Consider the following 17400-nt stretch of genomic DNA (forward strand, 5'->3'; position numbering starts at 1 on the left):
ACCCCGTCCCCTAGGCAAGCTTCTTTAGAAAATATTTATCATTTTTTTAGATGATAAATATCGTTTTACTATAAAATATACTTGTATGATTTTACTAATTTTGTAGTAGTTGGGAGAAGGAGAAGATTTCTTGTATACATTCCCTGATGAAATAAAAAAATCATATGAGAATCTTAGAATTCCGTTGATCATTATGGGGCCTGTGGAAAACGGTAAATATGAGCCGCTTGTTATTTCTGATGGTCTTTTTGCCTTGAATAAAGTATCAAGAGAACAATGGAAAGGTTTTGACGGCGATCGACTGCTCGAGGATCTGATCAATAAGATACATCCCTCGGAAAGGGCAATGTTTAGTGCAATAAGTTATGGCTTTTTTGACAGGAAAGCTGATTATGACATCACCTTCAGGATCAAAATGAATGACGGATATCATCTTATACATTCGGTTGGCTATTGGCAGACCATGGAAGATGGAACAGATCTGGTTTTTCTTCTTTATCAGGATGTGCAAAAGTACGAAAATAAGCTTTTGGAAATATCAAATGAATACAAGCTTTTCCAAACGGATGAGTTTTATTACGATTCATTAACGAATATTCCAAATATGAATTATATTAACAAGCATGGCGAAAACAAGATACAGGAAATCATCGCAAGAGGCCATAAGCCTGTAGTCCTATATATCGATATTGATTCCATACAGTCTTATAACAGAAAATATGGACTGGAAAAAGGCGATGAACTACTGATACTACTTGCCAATATTCTTGCACGGGAGTTTACTAAGGGGACAGTTGCGCGCATAGTCTCTGATCATTTTGTTGTTATTGATGAATATCATGGCGAAGAAGAAATGATCAGCAGAATTGAAATGGTCAATTCAGAAATCAAGGTAAGAGCCTATGGCACGACAACAGGCTTGAACGTAGGAATATATGTGGGCAACAAAAATGTTACATATACGGAATCCATTGATCATGCTATCAGAGCCAATAAACTTGTTGGTGCTGACCTGAAAAAATTCTATAGATTTTACTCCGAGGAAGACGATACTTTATACAATCATCAAAGGTACATAATTGAAAACTTTGATAAAGCAATGGAAAACGGCTGGATAAAGGTATTTTACCAATGCTTTTTACGTATTGAAACCGGCAACGGAATGGGATTTGAAGCCCTGGCCAGATGGATGGATCCTAAGCATGGACAGGTAAATCCGGATGATTTCATGCCCGCTCTTGAAAAGTATCATCTTATGCATGAATTGGATCTATATTTATTTGAAGAGGTATGTAAAGAAATAAAAATCCGCTATGACGAGGGGCTTCCGCTCTTACCTGTTTCCATCAATTTTTCAAGGCAGGATTTTGACTATATTGATGTTATAGGCGAACTAAACAGAATCTATGATAAATACGATATCAGTCAATATGGTATCGATAAGAGTTATTTCATCATAGAGATCACAGAACAGGGGCTGGTGACAGCTACAGATAAATTCTATGAGCAGCTTGCGAAGATACGCGAAAATGGCTACAAACTATGGGTTGATGATTTCGGATGCGGATACTCATCTCTTAGTGTTTTCAGCAATTTTGATATAGATCTTATAAAATTTGACATGGATCTTTTGCTAAATCTTGACTCACATAACGGAGCTAACAGGATTGTGATAAAAGCATTGATCGATGTTGCGCACCAACTGGGCATTCACACCCTTTGCGAGGGAATGGAAACAGAAGAGCAGCGGCAGTTCCTACTTAGCGTCGGCTGTGAACTCGGTCAGGGTTACTGTTACCATAGACCGGAGAGCCTTGAAACTATTTTGGACAGGTTTCATAAAAATATTCCTATTCCCAAATGGGAGTCTGAAGACGAAAGGAATGAGCGCGAAAAGAACTATTGATGGCCCTAGGGGACGGGGTTTGTGGACCATTTTCTGAAAATGGTCCACAAACCCCGTCCCCTAGGCAAGCTTCTTTTCAAGCTCTGCAAGCTTTTCTGTAGCATCTTCGATAAAGGAGAGTTTGCCTCCGATATTTACAGCTACTTTGAATCTGTAAACGGCCTCGACGTAGTTGCCTGTTTCGTACGCAATTAGTCCGAGATTATAGTTGTTTACGGCTTTCATTACTCCTGTAAGAGTGGGAACATCAATATACTTATCTATGAGTGCTTTTGCTTCATCGTAGTTTTTTTCATCGATCGCTATTACGCTTTTTATGTGGTCAATTGTCATGTTAAGCCTTGAACCGCGCTTTTTTCCTGATTCTTTTATAGCTTCCAGACGTGATAAATATCTTACTGACTCCTCATTATTTTTTACATTATGATAATAACTTACTAGTCCGCCCAGGATAACTACATCATTGCAATTATCGATATTATCCGGAACCAGTTCACGGTAGATGTTCCATGCGCCTTCATAATCACCAAATGCTGCATAAGCTCCTGCAATATGGCACTTTTGGCGCTTGTTTCTGCGACCGAAACGTATTTTTTTGCAAACTATGTTTTCAGCTTCGATATATTTTTCCGGATCACATTGATTAAGGTATATTCCTGCGAACGAGCCACGCTGTACGATCAACGCAGTGATAGCGATAATAACGCACAGGATAAATAAAATAGCAGTTGTAATGACCTGCCCCCTTGAAAGACCCTCATAAATCCTGACACTATCCTCATCACCAAAATAGAGCGGCAATATATAGAGATATGCAGATATATGAACCGCACCGATTGCTATGAGCGCAAGTATGTACACGAGAAACAGCTTTCTCCTTGACCTGATGAAGTGTTTAGCACACTCATTAGCTGTCATGTCGCAACATTGTTTTTTCATTATATAGTCCCCTTTTCCCTTTTTTCATACGTATAACGAAAGATAGTATATCACATAAATGGCCATCGGTAGTAAAATGGTAGTATAACTGAAGATAAATAAGAGGAAAGTATTGGCAGTACACAAATTGATGGAGGGCCAAAAATGATACTGAAAAAGACTAATGCAGTTCTGGGGATATTGTCGTCAATCGCCGTGGTGGTGCATATGGTATACAATTGCTTTTCCTATCTTACGTTCTATTACAATCCAACGTTAAAGCTTGCCACTTCTCTGCCGCTTATGGTGCTGGTGTGCGCCCATGCAATCTGTGGCATGTGCTCCGTCTTTCTGCTTGGTGACGGTACAAGGCTTGACCTGTATCCACAAAAAAACAGAAAGACCATAATTCAGCGCATTTCAGCGGCTCTGATTTTTCCTCTTCTAATCGTTCATCTAAAGACATTTGAAGCCTTGAAAAGCTGCGCAGAAAACAGCATTTGGATTGGCTTTGCCATGCTGCTGGTACTGCAGCTTCTTTTTTACGTGGTCATCACGGTTCACACGTCCATCTCTTTTTCCAAAGCATTAATAACACTTGGACTTCTTGTTGATGAAAAGAAGGTCAAACTCACGGACAAAATAGTATGGTGCATGATGACTATTTTGCTGCTAATTACTTCCTTTGCGGTTGTAAAAGGGCAGTTGTCAATGTTTGTACATATTTGAGGTCGGCACATGAAGGAAATATTGATAATTGGAAATGGTATATCTGGAATGATGTGCGCCATTCGCTGCGCAGAATCGGGCATGAAGGTTAAGCTGATTGCCCCCGGTCCCTCGGAGCAGTCCCAGTCTGTCATGGCTGCAGGCGGGATAAATGCAGTTACCGAAAGGCATGAAGAGGGTGACAGCGTGCAGTGCCATATTGAAGATACCCTTAAGGGCGGCGCTTACCTTGCAGGCAGCAATGCTGTCAGCGGGCTTTGCTCAGATGCAAAAGAGGTCATTCATTATCTGGAGCGGATCGGAACGGTGTTCTCTGTGGATGAACATGACCATCCGTTGCTTAGGGCTTTTGGCGGGCAGACCTACAAGAGAACCCATTACTGCGGATCTTCTACAGGTAAGCACATCGTCTCGGCTCTGGTCATGGAAGTCCGTAGGTTCGAGGCTGCAGGCCTTATAACCCGAATATTGAGACATCATTTTTACTCGGCACTGATAAATGACAGCCGCTGTTACGGCGCCCTTCTTTATGACGAAGATGCAAGAGTGCTAGTGCCTGTATATTCAGATGCCCTTGTGATGGCATCCGGCGGGCAGAACAGCCTTTTTGGCAAGACCACCGGGTCAAGCCGCTGTGACGGATATGCAGCGGGACGCCTTTTCATGCAGGGAGCAGCTCTGAAGAATCTCGAATTTATTCAGTTCCATCCGACTACGCTGGAAACGCCACAAAAGAGAATGCTGATTTCAGAGGCAGTCCGTGGCGAGGGCGGAAGGCTTTTTTACTTAGATGGTGACCAAAAGGTCTTTTTCATGGAGGATAAGTACGGACCCAAGGGGAATCTGATGACTAGAGATCTCATCTCGAGGGAGATCATGGCTACCGGCAAAGATGTGTTCCTGGATATCTCATTTATGGACAAGAAGCTGATCGATTCAAGGCTTCCGGAGGTTCGTGATATCTGTGCCAAGTACAGCGGAATCGATATATCAAAAAAGCCGATTCCTGTGGCACCTTCTGTTCATTATTTCATGGGCGGACTGGCTGTGCACAAGGATCACGCAACGAATATCCCGGGGCTGTATGCTGTGGGCGAATGCGCATCCATCTATCATGGTGCAAACAGACTTGGAGGCAATTCGCTACTGTCGGCCATGTACAGCGGCAAGGTTGCGGCAGAGAGTATTTCCGGAGAAAATGCCGGGCGGGAGAGTGCTGATTTTGAGAGCTATATTCTCTCAGAGCAGAAAAAATTCAAAAAGATGCTTGAAGCCGATAGCCCATTTGCTGCAATGCACATCCGTGACTTGCTTGCCGGCACTATGCGTGAACACATGAGCATTGTCCGTTCTGCAGATTCTCTTTCCAAAGGCATGGAGGACGTACGCTACTATCTGTCAGTTGCTGACCGCATACATTATGATTCGAGTGTTTCTGCATACACCAATTACAGCCTGAATGGAATCCTGACCTTGGCTCTTGCTTCGCTAACCTGTGCCGAGGCGCGCAGGGAAAGCCGCGGCGCGCACTACCGAAGCGACTATCCTACATCTCTTGAAGAGTTCAGGGCTGCTACGATCATTACTTATAATGAAGGAAACATGAAAGTAACCTTTGACAGGGAGAATGCCTATGAAGATTAGAATATTGCGCCAAAAATTCCCTGATTCCGAGCCCTATTGGGAGTCCTTTAACTACGATGGAACTAGGGAAATATCCGTTGCCGGAATGATGGATGAGCTCAATTTCGGCGACGACATCATAAATGATCTTGGGGAAAAAACAGATCGTATCGGGTGGGAGAATTCCTGCTTACAGGGTATGTGCGGTGCTTGCGCCATGGTGATAAATGAGATTCCTGCACTTGCCTGCGAGACATTCCTCAAAAATCTCAAAGGGGATGAAGTGATACTCCGCCCCTTAAGGAAGTTCCCCGTAATCCACGACCTGATAGTGGACAGAAGCGTGATCCACGAAACACTAAAGAGTACCAACGTGTATATCGGTGAATACAATCCCAAAGAAAAAGAAGACCACGAGCACCAATACACTGTGGCGAACTGCTTAAAGTGCGGTCTCTGTCTGGAAGTATGCCCTAACTATACAAATGGGAAGTCTTTTTACGGCGCTGTCTATGCCAATGACTGTTATCTTGTAAAAGCTCGGAACAAGGAAAAATCCAAGGATATCCGCAGCTCTTACGCTGAGCATTTTGGAAACACCTGCTCAAAGGCACTTTCCTGCATGGATGTATGCCCCATGCACATTCCGACGCTCTCGTCCATGGGAAAGATGAACCGGAGATGAAGTTAGCTGGTCCCCAGGGACGGGGTTAGTGGACCATTTTTCAGAAAATGGTCCACTAACCCCGTCCCTGGGGACCACCACCCTCTAGTATATGGTAAAATGTATTATGTTGATATCGCAAATGCGACTTTGAAAAATGAGGAGGGCTTCTAAATGAAGAGATGGATTTCGTTTTTTCTAATGACAGTGATGTTGATGGTATTTTCATTTTCCGCGGGGATAAAGGTACATGCGGAAAGGGTGATTCCATTTACAAGTTCTTTGGATTATTCATTGCCGGGAAACTGGCTCTATGACGGAGCATATCCGGAAAATGATGTCGACGTATTCATTGTTGCGCCGACTGTAGATGTAAAAAGTGACAGCAATTCTGCTATAACAGAGGATTATAAAATGAGGTTCAGATATGCAATGAACCAGCAGCAGGCTATCTATGCTCAAACAGCCAGGATATTTGCCCCTTATTACAGGCAGGCATCGATAAAGGTTTATGAAATGGAGGATCCTGTAGCAAAAGAACAGGCCATGAGTAACGCTTACATGGATGTTTCCGCAGCATTTAAGTATTATATTGAGCACAAAAATAACGGAAGACCTCTTATACTGGCAGGTTTTTCACAGGGAGCTGATATGTGCTACAGACTCATGGAAGAATATTACGGAGGAGACAGCGACAGGGCGGTAGCATTAAGAGAAAATCTGATAGCTGTTTATGCGATCGGATGGAGTATGACAGAGGATATGCTCGCAAAATATCCTCAGATCGTTCCTGCAACAGGTGAGACCGACACAGGTGTTGTAATAAGTTTTGACTGTGAAGATGGAACTGTAACAGATTCGATCATTACGCCTGCCGGAGTAAAGGCTATTTCCATAAATCCTCTTAACTGGAGAACAGATAGCGTGGTCGCTTCCAAATCCTTAAATAAAGGAACAGTAACTCAGGACAGCAAGACAGGTGCAATCACATCTGTAACCGCAGGAAAATACGGCGCTTATATCGATCCTGAAAGAGGAAGCCTCATTGTTACAGGTATTGATACAGATGAATATCCTCCGATTCTCGATGTATTTCCGGTTGGAAGCTTCCACATCTACGACAATTTCCTGTACTTTGTAAACCTTCAAGAAAATGTTCAGAAACGAACAGATGCCTTCTTGCAGAAAAAAGCTGCAAAAGATGCAGCATGAACAGCATAAGACTTTTTTACCAGACCATACAGCGCAAAAAACCAGGAGCAACTAAATAGTGAAGAATTCAGAAACGGCAAATCACAGTAAATACAAACTTGCAGAAGCTATAAAAGAATGCATGAAACTACTTCAGTTGAAAATATAACAGTTAAGCAGATCGTTACTGAGTGTGGTTTTTCAAGGCAGACTTTTTATCGGAACTTCATAGACAAATATGACCTGATAAACTGGTACTTTGACAGACTTCTTGAGGAGTCTTTTCGGGAGATGGGAACCGGGAAGACTCTTTGTGAAGGCCTTGTCAAAAAGTTTCAATATATTAAACAGGAGCGGTTATTCTTCACTGCGGCATTTAGAGTTGATGAGCAAAATAACCTTAAAGACCATGATTTTTACATGATCTATGAATTTTATTGTGGCTTGATACGTGAAAAAACCGGAGAGCTTCCGGAGAGAAATATAAGAAAACTTCTGGAAATGTATTGTCAGGCTTCAATATATATGACTGTAAAATGGGTCCTCGGGGGCATGAAAGAACCCGAAGAAGAACTGATGACTCTCATGATAGATGCGATGCCATCGCACCTTGAAAAACTTTTTAAGGAAATATGCATACTATGAAATCTTTCCGGCAAAAATATGCCGTAAAGATTTTTTTGCCGATACAGCATAATGGAACATTTTAGATAATGTGTAACTTATTTTTATTCTGCTAAAATGCTAAGCTTATTAAGGATTTAGATTATCCGTGTAACAACTAATTAGTTCTTGAGTACGGGAAACGTTACTCGGAATATAAAAAGTTTTTTGGGAGGTTTAAGCATTATGGCAAACAGAATTTCTCTTAATGGCACATCATATCATGGTGCCGGTGCGATCAAGGAAGTTGTAAATGAGATCAACGCTCGCGGTTTCAAGAAAGCATTTGTTGCTTCTGATCCGGATCTTATTAAATTTGGAGTTACAGCTAAGGTAACAGATCTTCTTGATGAAGCAAAATTTCCTTATGAAATATATTCAGATATTAAGCCCAATCCGACTATAGAAAATGTTAAAAATGGTGTTGAAGCCTTCAAGAAGTCAGGTGCAGACTGCATTGTGGCTATTGGTGGAGGATCTTCAATGGACACATCAAAAGCAATCGGCATCATTATCACAAACCCTGAATTTGAGGATGTTCGTTCACTTGAAGGTGTTGCTCCTACCAAGAATCCGTGTGTTCCAATCATTGCAGTTCCCACAACAGCAGGTACTGCAGCTGAGGTAACAATTAACTACGTAATTACTGATGTGGAAAAAGAGAGAAAGTTTGTATGCGTAGATACAAACGATATGCCTATTGTTGCAGTAGTTGATCCGGAGATGATGTCATCTATGCCTAAGGGTCTTACAGCTGCTACAGGTATGGATGCTCTTACACATGCTATCGAAGGTTATACAACCAGAGCTGCATGGGAGATGACAGATATGTTCCACCTTGAAGCTATTAAGCTCATCTCAAAGCATCTTCGCGGAGCAGTAGAGAACACCAAGGAAGGCCGCGAAGGAATGGCACTTGGTCAGTATATCGCCGGAATGGGATTCTCCAATGTTGGCCTTGGTATCGACCATGCTATGGCACATACACTTTCTGCTCACTATGATACTCCTCATGGTGTTGCCTGCGCTATGTTCCTTCCTATTTCCATGGAATTCAACCGTGAATACACAGGTGAGCGCTTAAGAGAAGTAGCAAGAGCAATGGGTGTTGAAGGTGTAGATAACATGACTCAGGACGAATACAGAGATGCTGCAATTAATGCAGTTAAAAAGCTTTCCGAGGATGTTGGTATTCCGAAGACACTCGACAAGATCAAGGAAGAGGATCTTGATGTATTAGCTACAGATGCTCTTAATGATGCATGCTATCCCGGCAATCCGAGAGAAGCAACAAAAGAGCAGGTTATTGAAATGTTCAGAATGCTGATGGCTTAAAACAGTTTTCTTTGGTACCTGAGGGGGAGAATTAGTGTACCATTTTACTTTGGCACCTGTGGGTCGGAGTTAGTGTACCATTATGTGATACATGTCGCAAAATGGTCCACAAACCCCGTCCCCCAGGTGCCATTCTTTTCAAAGTTCATTTTGAAATGGCTGTTCTTTCTGGGACAGCTTGATAATTCCTAAAAATATAGGTGAGAAGACGGCTTACGTGACCATTGGCTTTTTTTAGCTGATACTCGCGTAGTGACAAGTATGATAATAATGGCGTCTACGTGAGAGATTACTCTAAACTATTGTGTGTCACGTAGAAACAGGCATTTTTTTGGAAAAAATACCTGAGGAGAGCTCTGATAACAGGGGTGTATCACGTAGAGTGCCAGAATATCATTGCGATACTACGTGATTACAGTCAAAAGATAAAGCAGGGTCACGTAGAACTGAAAAAGGAGTTTGGTGATGCAGGATTACAAGGAAAAAACTCGTTACACCGATTATTGAACCTCTGGAAATGTATGTTGATAATTTAGTCTTCTCAACATGCCATCAGTTCTAATATAATAAAGGCTATGATTGAAGAATATCTAGTTTAGCAGGTCGAAGTAGTTTATAAAACAAAAAAGTAGGTGATGATTGTGGAACATAATTGTGGGTTTACAGAGGAAAACCACTGGTTTAGATATCGTGCAGCGGCAATAATAGTTGAAGATGGCTATGTATTATTTGCTGGTAATGAGAAGGATGATTACTATTATTCAATCGGCGGTGCCGTTCATATGGGAGAAACCGCTGAGGATGCAGTAAAAAGAGAGGTGTTTGAAGAAACAGGCATTCGTTATGAAATAGATCATCTTGCAGTTATTCATGAAAATTTTTTTAATGAAAATATGGGAGCATTAAAGGGCATGGATTGTCATGAGATAGCATTCTATTATGTGATGAAGCCCAGAGGGACAAGGCAGCTAAACAGTGACAGTTATACCCAGGGTGTTAGGGAGAGCATGCATTGGCTTCCTATATCTGAACTGGATAAATACAAAGCATTTCCGACTTTTATGAAAGAGTATTTGCAATCAAATCATGATGGGATAGAACATATCGTGTCAGACGAGAGAATATAAATTGATGAATGTCATTTCAGTCTGTTTTTTGTATATTTGAGAAGATATGGATTGATGGAAAATCTGGTGATGCTAACATGAGTGTATAGAAAAACGGAGGCGGTTGTGAGAGATACACATTTATATCTTATCTTAAGTGTCACATTGGCAATAATACTCATAGGCTGCATTGGCGTTCTGATAAGGAACTATATGAAGCTGATAGCCAGGAACGATGCTCTTCACGAAAGCATCGACAACCTGTGCAAGCTGAATGACAAACTCAGAATGGACAGACATGACTACCTTAACCATCTTCAGATTGTGTATGGTCTGATGGAGCTTGAGGAATATGATGAGATGAACGCATACCTCAGGAAGTTTTACAAGGAGCTGCTAAAGACAGGAAAAGCTGTAAAGACGTCTAAGCCTGCGATAAATGCGCTCTTGGCGGCCAAGTTGGCGGAAGCAGAAGCAAAGGAAATTGAGTTTTTGATTGAAGTTAAATCCGATCTCAAAAAGCTTGGCATAGAAGATTGGGAGCTGTGTAAGGTTCTTTCCAATCTGATAGACAATGCGGTTAAGGCACTTGAAGACTATGACGGTGAGGAAAAGAAACTAAGAGTGAACATTACAGAGACTCCCGAGAGGTACATCTTCAGTGTGGAGGATAATGGTCCAAAGATTCCTGAGAGCATAAGAGAGAATATTTTTAAAAGGGGTTTCTCCACTAGGAAGGAAGAGGGCCATGGAATGGGGCTCGCAATCGTATCCGAAATTTTGAATAAGAGCGGTGGAGACATTGAGCTATCGTCAGATGACGAAGAGACGGTCTTTACAGTAAGCTTTGGAAAAGGAGAATAATGATGGGAGCAGTTCAGATATTGGGAGTGATAGTCCTGATAATAGGAATACTTCTGATAGGCGTCGAGTTCTATATGCCCGGCTTCGGATTTCCCGGGATAGCCGGTATCATTTTTACCGCTGCTGGTATATTCCTAACCGGAAGAAATGTTCAGGAACGAGTGATCGTGGGCGTTATCGCTATTGTTATCATTGCGGTTATGTTGGTGATAAGCATCGTGATATTCAGTTCAAAAAAGATAAAATCGCCCATCAAGCTTGATGAGGATCTGCAGGGCAAGAACCTGTTTATTGATGCGAGGGACATGGAATACCTTATCGGGAAAAGAGGTATCGCCATAACAGATTTAAAGCCTGCCGGAAAGGGAGAATTTGACGGTGTTAAGTTTGATATCCTTTCTAAAAATTATTATATAAAAAAGGATTCACCCCTTGTAATTACAGAAGTAAAAAACAACAGAATAATGGTTGAGGAGGAGAAATAAAATGATGACACCTATAATAATTGCGGCAATTGTAATCATATTAGTAGTTGCATTCTTTGCGATAATCCCGGTAGGAATGTGGATATCGGCAGTAGCCAGCGGAGTAAAGATAAGTATCTTTTCTCTTGTCGGTATGAAGCTTCGAAGGGTTAGACCTGCCAAGATAGTAAGCCCTCTTATCAAAGCAACAAAGGCTGGCATCGATGTGACAACCAATCAGCTGGAAGCGCATTATCTTGCAGGCGGAAATGTAGACAGTGTAGTAAATGCACTTATAGCGGCAGAGAGGGCCAGCATGAATCTTTCCTTTGAGCAGGCATCGGCAATCGATCTTGCAGGACGTGATGTGTTTGAAGCTGTTACTATGAGCGTAACTCCCAAGGTTATTGAGACGCCTCAGATCTCAGCAGTTGCCAAAGACGGCATAGAGCTTCTTGTTAAGGCACGCGTTACTGTCAGAACCAACATCGACCAGCTTATCGGAGGCGCCGGAGAGGCAACGGTTCTTGCAAGAGTCGGCGAAGGTATCGTAACTACTGTTGGCTCGGCTACAACGCACAGTAGTGTTCTTGAAAATCCCGATGACATCTCAAAGGTTGTTCTTGAAAAGGGGCTTGATTCAGGAACAGCATATGAGATCATGTCAATTGATATAGCAGATATCGACATTGGCAGAAATATCGGTGCTAACCTGCAGAGCCTTCAGGCAGAGGCCAACACCAAGATTGCTCAGGCCAAGGCAGAGGAGAGAAGAGCAATGGCAGTAGCCCTTGAGCAGGAGATGAAGGCAGAGGTTGTTAAGGCAGAAGCAGATATTCCAAGAGCCATGGCAGAAGCTTTAAGATCAGGAAACCTTGGAGTGCTTGATTATTACAATCTTAAGAACGTTCAGGCAGATACCAAGATGAAAAACGACATCGGCAACAGTATTGCTGAATATGTTGACACCAGGAAGGACAAGAATTAAACGCATATTGAAGGGGAGAAGAAATGATAAGAGTAATGATAGTTGAGGATGAACAGAAGATCAGGGACATCTTGAAAAAGATGATTGAGAAGACTTCCGACTGTGAAGTTGTGTCCTCTTGCGGGAATTTTGCTGCGGCTATCAGCGACTTTATCAAATTTCGCCCCGATGTTGTTTTTATGGATATTGATCTTTCCGGCGAAAGCGGTCTTGACTGTGCCAAGGCCATTACCGAGGTGGACCCTAAGGTTAAGATTGTTTTTGCAACAGCCCACAGCGAGTATATGGCTAATGCCTTTGAAATCTACGCTTTTGACTATCTTGTCAAACCCTTCGATCTCGAGAGGATAGGTAAGACCCTTAGCAGGATGAAGAGTATGATGCCAGCAAAAGAAATTGATCCTGCCGGGGCAAAAAATGAAGCGGGCTATGAAAAGCTGGTTATTCGTGGCAAGGAAGAGATAAACCTCATAGATACTAAGGATATCATAATGATAGAGCGTACCGATGGCATCTGCAGAATAGTGACTAGGGACGAGATCTTCCTTACATCTGCGTCTCTATCCTCTATCCAAGATAAGCTTGACCCTGACAAATTTATGAGGTGTCACAAGTCATATATCATAAGAGTAGAAGCGGTCAAAAAGCTTGAAGTATATGGCAGGTGGACATATACAGTAACTCTTAAAGGCACCGATGAAACCGCGCTTATGACATGGGAAAAATATAATGAAATGAAGCAAAGGCTTGTGTTTTAGGGATATCTTTTCAAGGGATGAGAGATAGTGATCGGAGGAAATGAATGTCAGAAGGCAGAGATATCAAAGAGTGCTTTGACTATCTGAAGGAACAACGGATAACGGTAATGCTGAGAATAGCTTTTTGAGAAAATTTATCAATTACACTATATTCTGGTATTTATCAGATTGTGATAAACTAAAGAAGCAAACAAATGTGGGAGGATTCTGCATTTGTTTGTTTTGCATTAAGACAAAAAATATTGAACAGGAGATGATTATTATGAAGAATTGGCATCATTGTGTTTGGTTTTTGGGTGGAGTCCTTTTTGGAACAGCCGGTGTAAAGGTGCTTTCAAGTAAAGATGCAAAGAAATGTTATACACATACTACTGCTGCTGTACTCAGGGCAAAAGACTGTGTGATGGACACTGCAAACAAGGTCCATGAGAACTGTGACGACATCCTTGCAGAAGCAAAAGAAATCAATGCTGAGCGTAAGTCAAAGGAAGACGAGGCTGTAGTTGGAGAATAATTGAATATGAAAATTGTCATTAAACATGAGATAAGAGGTCGTATTCGCTTTTCCATGCCCCAAAGACGTTTTTCTTTTGAAGAAGCAGATAGATTACAGTACTATCTGCTTTCTCTTAATGGCGTGGAAAAAGCAACCGTCTACGAGAGAAGTGCCGATGCAGTGGTAGTTTACAGGGGTAACCGGGATGAGTTGCTTTCCGGGATCTGTAGTTTTGATGCCGATGCGGAAGGTGTTAAGGCTCTTGTACCGGAGAATACCGGAAGAGAACTCATGGCTTCTTATAAGGAGAAGCTTATCAGCAATGTGATTCTTCATTATGGATGCAGGCTCTTTTTGCCATCACCTATCAGAAGGATAAAAGCCTGGATCATGGCTACCAAATTCATATACAGAGGTCTTGTCAGTCTTTTTAAGCATAAAAAGCTTGAGGTTTCTGTACTTGATGCTACAGCTATAACGGTATCTCTTTTAACGGGGGATTATCAGACAGCTTCATCAGTTATGTTCCTGCTTGGTGTTGGAGATCTGCTGGAAGAGTGGACACATAAAAAGTCAGTAGATGATCTTGCCAGGAGCATGGCACTTAAGTCAGATAAGGTCTGGCTAAAAAAAGACAGGGGTGAGGTACAGGTTCCCATTAGTCAGATAGTTCCCGGAGATGAAATCTCTGTGAGAGTAGGCAGCGTTATTCCACTGGACGGAACTGTAGTGTCAGGAGAAGCATTGGTCAATCAGGCAACATTGACGGGTGAAGGCATCCCTGTTGAGAAGAAAGAAGGCGCCTATGTGTATGCCGGAACAGTCATAGAGGAGGGCGATATTGTCCTTAAGGTTGAGAAGGCATCCGGGGCAACAAGATACGAGAAAATCATTAAGATGATTGAAGAGTCTGAGAGTCTGAAGTCCGGGGTGGAATCAAGGGCTGAGCACCTGGCAGACAGACTGGTACCATATACTCTGGGCGGAACCATTCTTGCGTATCTGATAACAAGAAACGTGACTAAGGCGTTATCTGTACTTATGGTTGATTTTTCCTGCGCGTTAAAGCTTTCAATGCCTGTAACTGTATTGTCCGCGATGCGTGAGTGTCAGGACAACCATCTTACTGTTAAGGGTGGAAAATTTCTGGAAGCTATTGCAGATGCTGACACCATAGTCTTTGACAAGACAGGAACTCTTACTATGGCTACGCCAAAGGTTGTGGATGTAGTAACTTTTTCCGGAAACGACAAGGATGAGATGCTTCGCATAGCGGCCTGTCTCGAGGAGCATTATCCCCATTCCATTGCTAATGCAGTTGTTGCTGAAGCGGCACACAGAGGGCTTGAGCATAACGAAATGCACAGCAAGTTGGAATACGTAGTTGCACATGGAATTGCTTCAGATATAGATGGTCAGAAGGTCGTCATAGGTAGCTGGCACTTTGTAATGGAAGACGAGAAATGCGTGGTTCCGGATGGTGAGCAGGATAAGTTGGATGGAATTTCCAAACGCTACTCAAGATTGTTCCTTGCCATGGGCGGCAAGCTGTCTGCTGTAATATGCCTGGAAGATCCGCTGCGGCCAGAAGCAGTTGATGTTATTAAAAAACTCCATGAAGTTGGATTTAAAAACATTGTCATGATGACCGGAGATTCAAAGCATATCGCTAAAAGAGTAGCGGAAAATGTTGGCGTTGACTCATATTATGCAGAGGTACTTCCGGAAGAAAAAGCCGGATTTATCCAGCAGGAAAAAGCTAAGGGACATACAGTTGTAATGATTGGTGATGGAATAAATGATTCTCCGGCATTATCAGAAGCAGACTGCGGAATCGCCATAAGCGAAGGAGCGCAGCTCGCGCGCCAGATTGCAGATGTAATGATATCAGAGGATGACCTGTATAAGCTTATTACGCTGAAAGAACTTAGCGGTCTTCTGATGAGTAGAATTCATTTTAACTATCGGTTCGTTGTTGGATTTAATCTGGGCCTGATCGGACTTGGACTTTTGGGAACCATAACACCTGCAACAAGTGCAATGCTCCATAATGGCTCAACAATAGCGTTAGGGCTTCATAGTATGACAAATCTGAAGAGAGATGCAGAAAGAGAGAGATAAAATGAAGTGTCATAAGTTTTTTGCATGGGCAACAGTAATATGTTTTTTGTTAACGATGTATACGGGGTATAAGAAGCAATAACAAGGATGGGCAAATGCTACCATTGTTTGGAATAGGTCCATATATGATCTTTGGGATGGGTAGTTCACCTTAATCCCTGAAGTAAATTGCGGGTATCAGCTTTTTTTCCGGGAGCGGCTTTTGCATAGATATTTGTAGTATTTATACTGCTGTGATGGAGTTTTTCCTTAAGCAGCAGTATATCCTTATCACTTGCAGCATAAAAACTCATCGCAAAGCTGGATCTAAGCTTGTGCGGTGTTATTGTCTGCCCTAAGGTACTTCCAAGCCCTGCAACAGCATATTTCTTGACAAGAATCTCCACAGCTCTTACTCCCAGGCGTTCTCCTTTTAGGGTTGTAAATGCCGGAATATGGTCACTGTCCATATCATATTTGGCAAGCTGAGCTGAAAAATATTCCTGCAAACATGCGGCACACTCATCAGAATAGTAGACTATGTCCTGATCCCCGCCTTTTCTTATGACAAGTACGCTGCAATCATCGAAATTATAATCTCCAATATCCGTAGAAAGCATCTCCGATACTCTAAGCCCTGTGTCGAGCAGCAGCAGGATCATTGCAAGGTCCCTTACGACAAAACGCTCGTGATGCGCAGCTGCTTTTCCTGCCAGATTAGCTCCGGATCTTACTTCATCAAGCAGCATTGCCTGTTGCTCATTTGTCAGGTAAATAAGCTTTTTCTCTGCAAGTTTCTTCTGCCTTGTGGCAGCTGCCGGATTCGCTGCAAGTTTTCCGCTTGTTATAAAATAACTGAACATGGATGAGAGCGTTGCTCTAAGACGTTTTACTGTAGAATCATTATGTTTCTGCGGCACCTCATTTTTTTCCTTAATATCAGTTCTGACCTTTTTATATCGGCGATCTCTGGTGCTGCGGATCCTTGTAAGGTATCTGTTTATATCCAGGGCTTTTAGTTTTGAAAGGTCTTCAAGAGTAATTTCTTTTATGGCTAATCCATCGAAATCTGCATGATTATAGACCAAAAAACTGAGAAAATCATAGATATCCCTTGAATACTGAAGCATGGTCGACGGATTATCAGAATCTCTGAAATTAAAAATATAATCCGTGACAAAATCCGGCATTTTATCAAGTAATTCATTTATCCTATCTGAGTAATTAACAATATTGTTTGCCATATACAGCCTCTTTTCATGGGAAAATCGATGTCATATATAGTATATCATAAAATTTGCACTTTGCTTGCGCAAAACTAAAATATTACGCATAGAAATAACAGATATAATATCATGCTTTTCCTAAATTGAAGAATTAATCGCGACTTTCGGGCTATTAATATGTAAAATAAGCCGCGTTAGGTTAGAATCGACCATCGTGGCTATCGTTCAACTAAATCCTTTTTTATTAGTTATCCCAATCGTTGTACGATTTTTCGCATTGTTTATCCTTCCATTCATTAAAATTCTTTACTGCATTATATTCTTCCCTAGTCATTTTTTCACCCTTTTGGTACTTTTCATATCCGCTTT

General features: G+C 41.9%; 17 protein-coding genes. 15 read left to right on the plus strand and 2 right to left on the minus strand.

Annotated features, from left to right (window positions below; translation table 11 throughout):
* Positions 1-130: 130 nt before the first annotated feature.
* Complete coding sequence (locus T543_RS14220) at positions 131-1906, plus strand: EAL domain-containing protein (protein WP_035769745.1); 1776 nt, start codon at positions 131-133, stop codon at positions 1904-1906.
* A gap of 60 nt (positions 1907-1966) precedes the next feature.
* On the opposite strand, the gene T543_RS14225 is transcribed toward T543_RS14220, so the two are convergent.
* On the minus strand, positions 1967-2845 hold the full coding sequence (locus tag T543_RS14225) for a tetratricopeptide repeat protein (RefSeq protein ID WP_155843306.1): 879 nt from the start codon (positions 2843-2845) through the stop codon (positions 1967-1969).
* Positions 2846-2989: 144 nt separating this feature from the next.
* Between T543_RS14225 and T543_RS14230 the strand changes: the two genes are divergently transcribed.
* The 14 genes from T543_RS14230 (at position 2990) to T543_RS16685 (ending at position 15908) form a co-directional block, all read left to right on the plus strand.
* Complete coding sequence (locus T543_RS14230; RefSeq protein ID WP_035769748.1) at positions 2990-3553, plus strand: hypothetical protein; 564 nt, start codon at positions 2990-2992, stop codon at positions 3551-3553.
* 9 nt (positions 3554-3562) lie between these two features.
* Positions 3563-5197 (plus strand): L-aspartate oxidase, encoded by a 1635-nt coding sequence (locus tag T543_RS14235; RefSeq protein ID WP_035769749.1) that lies wholly within the window; start codon positions 3563-3565, stop codon positions 5195-5197.
* Positions 5187-5861, plus strand: coding sequence for a 2Fe-2S iron-sulfur cluster-binding protein (locus T543_RS14240; protein ID WP_051638806.1), 675 nt, complete (start codon positions 5187-5189; stop codon positions 5859-5861). Before T543_RS14235 ends, T543_RS14240 begins: the two co-directional genes overlap by 11 nt.
* 153 nt (positions 5862-6014) lie before the next feature.
* On the plus strand, positions 6015-7052 hold the full coding sequence (locus T543_RS14245) for a DUF3089 domain-containing protein (protein ID WP_051638807.1): 1038 nt from the start codon (positions 6015-6017) through the stop codon (positions 7050-7052).
* Positions 7053-7169: 117 nt separating this feature from the next.
* The gene (locus tag T543_RS14250; protein WP_330370011.1) at positions 7170-7676 is read left to right on the plus strand and encodes a TetR/AcrR family transcriptional regulator C-terminal domain-containing protein; all 507 of its coding nucleotides are present in this window, start codon (positions 7170-7172) and stop codon (positions 7674-7676) included.
* A gap of 204 nt (positions 7677-7880) precedes the next feature.
* Positions 7881-9029 (plus strand): lactaldehyde reductase, encoded by a 1149-nt coding sequence (gene fucO / locus T543_RS14255; RefSeq protein ID WP_035769750.1) that lies wholly within the window; start codon positions 7881-7883, stop codon positions 9027-9029.
* 641 nt (positions 9030-9670) lie between these two features.
* The gene (locus tag T543_RS14260) at positions 9671-10156 is read left to right on the plus strand and encodes an NUDIX hydrolase (RefSeq protein ID WP_035769959.1); all 486 of its coding nucleotides are present in this window, start codon (positions 9671-9673) and stop codon (positions 10154-10156) included.
* Between the two features lie 105 nt (positions 10157-10261).
* Entirely contained in the window at positions 10262-10999 is a 738-nt protein-coding gene (locus T543_RS14265; RefSeq protein WP_051638808.1) for a sensor histidine kinase, read from the plus strand.
* Positions 10999-11484: an NfeD family protein gene (locus tag T543_RS14270; RefSeq protein ID WP_081830098.1), complete on the plus strand. Its 486-nt coding sequence runs from the start codon at positions 10999-11001 to the stop codon at positions 11482-11484. Before T543_RS14265 ends, T543_RS14270 begins: the two co-directional genes overlap by 1 nt.
* 1 nt (position 11485) lies before the next feature.
* Positions 11486-12451 (plus strand): flotillin-like protein FloA, encoded by a 966-nt coding sequence (floA, locus tag T543_RS14275; protein ID WP_035769752.1) that lies wholly within the window; start codon positions 11486-11488, stop codon positions 12449-12451.
* A gap of 23 nt (positions 12452-12474) precedes the next feature.
* On the plus strand, positions 12475-13209 hold the full coding sequence (locus T543_RS14280; protein WP_035769753.1) for a LytR/AlgR family response regulator transcription factor: 735 nt from the start codon (positions 12475-12477) through the stop codon (positions 13207-13209).
* A 262-nt stretch (positions 13210-13471) separates the two neighbouring features.
* Complete coding sequence (locus T543_RS14285) at positions 13472-13723, plus strand: DUF6110 family protein (RefSeq protein WP_197023978.1); 252 nt, start codon at positions 13472-13474, stop codon at positions 13721-13723.
* A gap of 6 nt (positions 13724-13729) precedes the next feature.
* Positions 13730-15826: a heavy metal translocating P-type ATPase gene (locus T543_RS14290; protein WP_035769754.1), complete on the plus strand. Its 2097-nt coding sequence runs from the start codon at positions 13730-13732 to the stop codon at positions 15824-15826.
* Position 15827: 1 nt separating this feature from the next.
* On the plus strand, positions 15828-15908 hold the full coding sequence (locus tag T543_RS16685; RefSeq protein WP_442856100.1) for a hypothetical protein: 81 nt from the start codon (positions 15828-15830) through the stop codon (positions 15906-15908).
* 64 nt (positions 15909-15972) lie between these two features.
* Here T543_RS16685 and T543_RS14295 read toward each other — a convergent pair whose 3' ends face one another.
* Positions 15973-17049: a tyrosine-type recombinase/integrase gene (locus T543_RS14295; protein ID WP_035769755.1), complete on the minus strand. Its 1077-nt coding sequence runs from the start codon at positions 17047-17049 to the stop codon at positions 15973-15975.
* Positions 17050-17400 lie beyond the last annotated feature (351 nt).

The sequence above is a fragment of the Butyrivibrio sp. NC2002 genome (assembly GCF_000702265.1).
In the GTDB taxonomy this organism is placed as follows: Bacteria; Bacillota; Clostridia; order Lachnospirales; family Lachnospiraceae; genus Butyrivibrio.

What these genes read in the sequence shown, in the direction of transcription:
- T543_RS14225 (WP_155843306.1), bottom strand. Translation starts at nt 2,845, where the DNA reads ATGAAAAAACAATGTTGCGACATGACAGCTAATGAGTGTGCTAAACAC.
- T543_RS14230 (WP_035769748.1), top strand. Translation starts at nt 2,990, where the DNA reads ATGATACTGAAAAAGACTAATGCAGTTCTGGGGATATTGTCGTCAATC.
- T543_RS14235 (WP_035769749.1), top strand. Translation starts at nt 3,563, where the DNA reads ATGAAGGAAATATTGATAATTGGAAATGGTATATCTGGAATGATGTGC.
- T543_RS14240 (WP_051638806.1), top strand. Translation starts at nt 5,187, where the DNA reads ATGAAGATTAGAATATTGCGCCAAAAATTCCCTGATTCCGAGCCCTAT.
- T543_RS14245 (WP_051638807.1), top strand. Translation starts at nt 6,015, where the DNA reads ATGAAGAGATGGATTTCGTTTTTTCTAATGACAGTGATGTTGATGGTA.
- T543_RS14250 (WP_330370011.1), top strand. Translation starts at nt 7,170, where the DNA reads ATGCATGAAACTACTTCAGTTGAAAATATAACAGTTAAGCAGATCGTT.
- fucO (WP_035769750.1), top strand. Translation starts at nt 7,881, where the DNA reads ATGGCAAACAGAATTTCTCTTAATGGCACATCATATCATGGTGCCGGT.
- T543_RS14270 (WP_081830098.1), top strand. Translation starts at nt 10,999, where the DNA reads ATGATGGGAGCAGTTCAGATATTGGGAGTGATAGTCCTGATAATAGGA.
- floA (WP_035769752.1), top strand. Translation starts at nt 11,486, where the DNA reads ATGATGACACCTATAATAATTGCGGCAATTGTAATCATATTAGTAGTT.
- T543_RS14280 (WP_035769753.1), top strand. Translation starts at nt 12,475, where the DNA reads ATGATAAGAGTAATGATAGTTGAGGATGAACAGAAGATCAGGGACATC.
- T543_RS14285 (WP_197023978.1), top strand. Translation starts at nt 13,472, where the DNA reads ATGAAGAATTGGCATCATTGTGTTTGGTTTTTGGGTGGAGTCCTTTTT.
- T543_RS14290 (WP_035769754.1), top strand. Translation starts at nt 13,730, where the DNA reads ATGAAAATTGTCATTAAACATGAGATAAGAGGTCGTATTCGCTTTTCC.
- T543_RS16685 (WP_442856100.1), top strand. Translation starts at nt 15,828, where the DNA reads ATGAAGTGTCATAAGTTTTTTGCATGGGCAACAGTAATATGTTTTTTG.
- T543_RS14295 (WP_035769755.1), bottom strand. Translation starts at nt 17,049, where the DNA reads ATGGCAAACAATATTGTTAATTACTCAGATAGGATAAATGAATTACTT.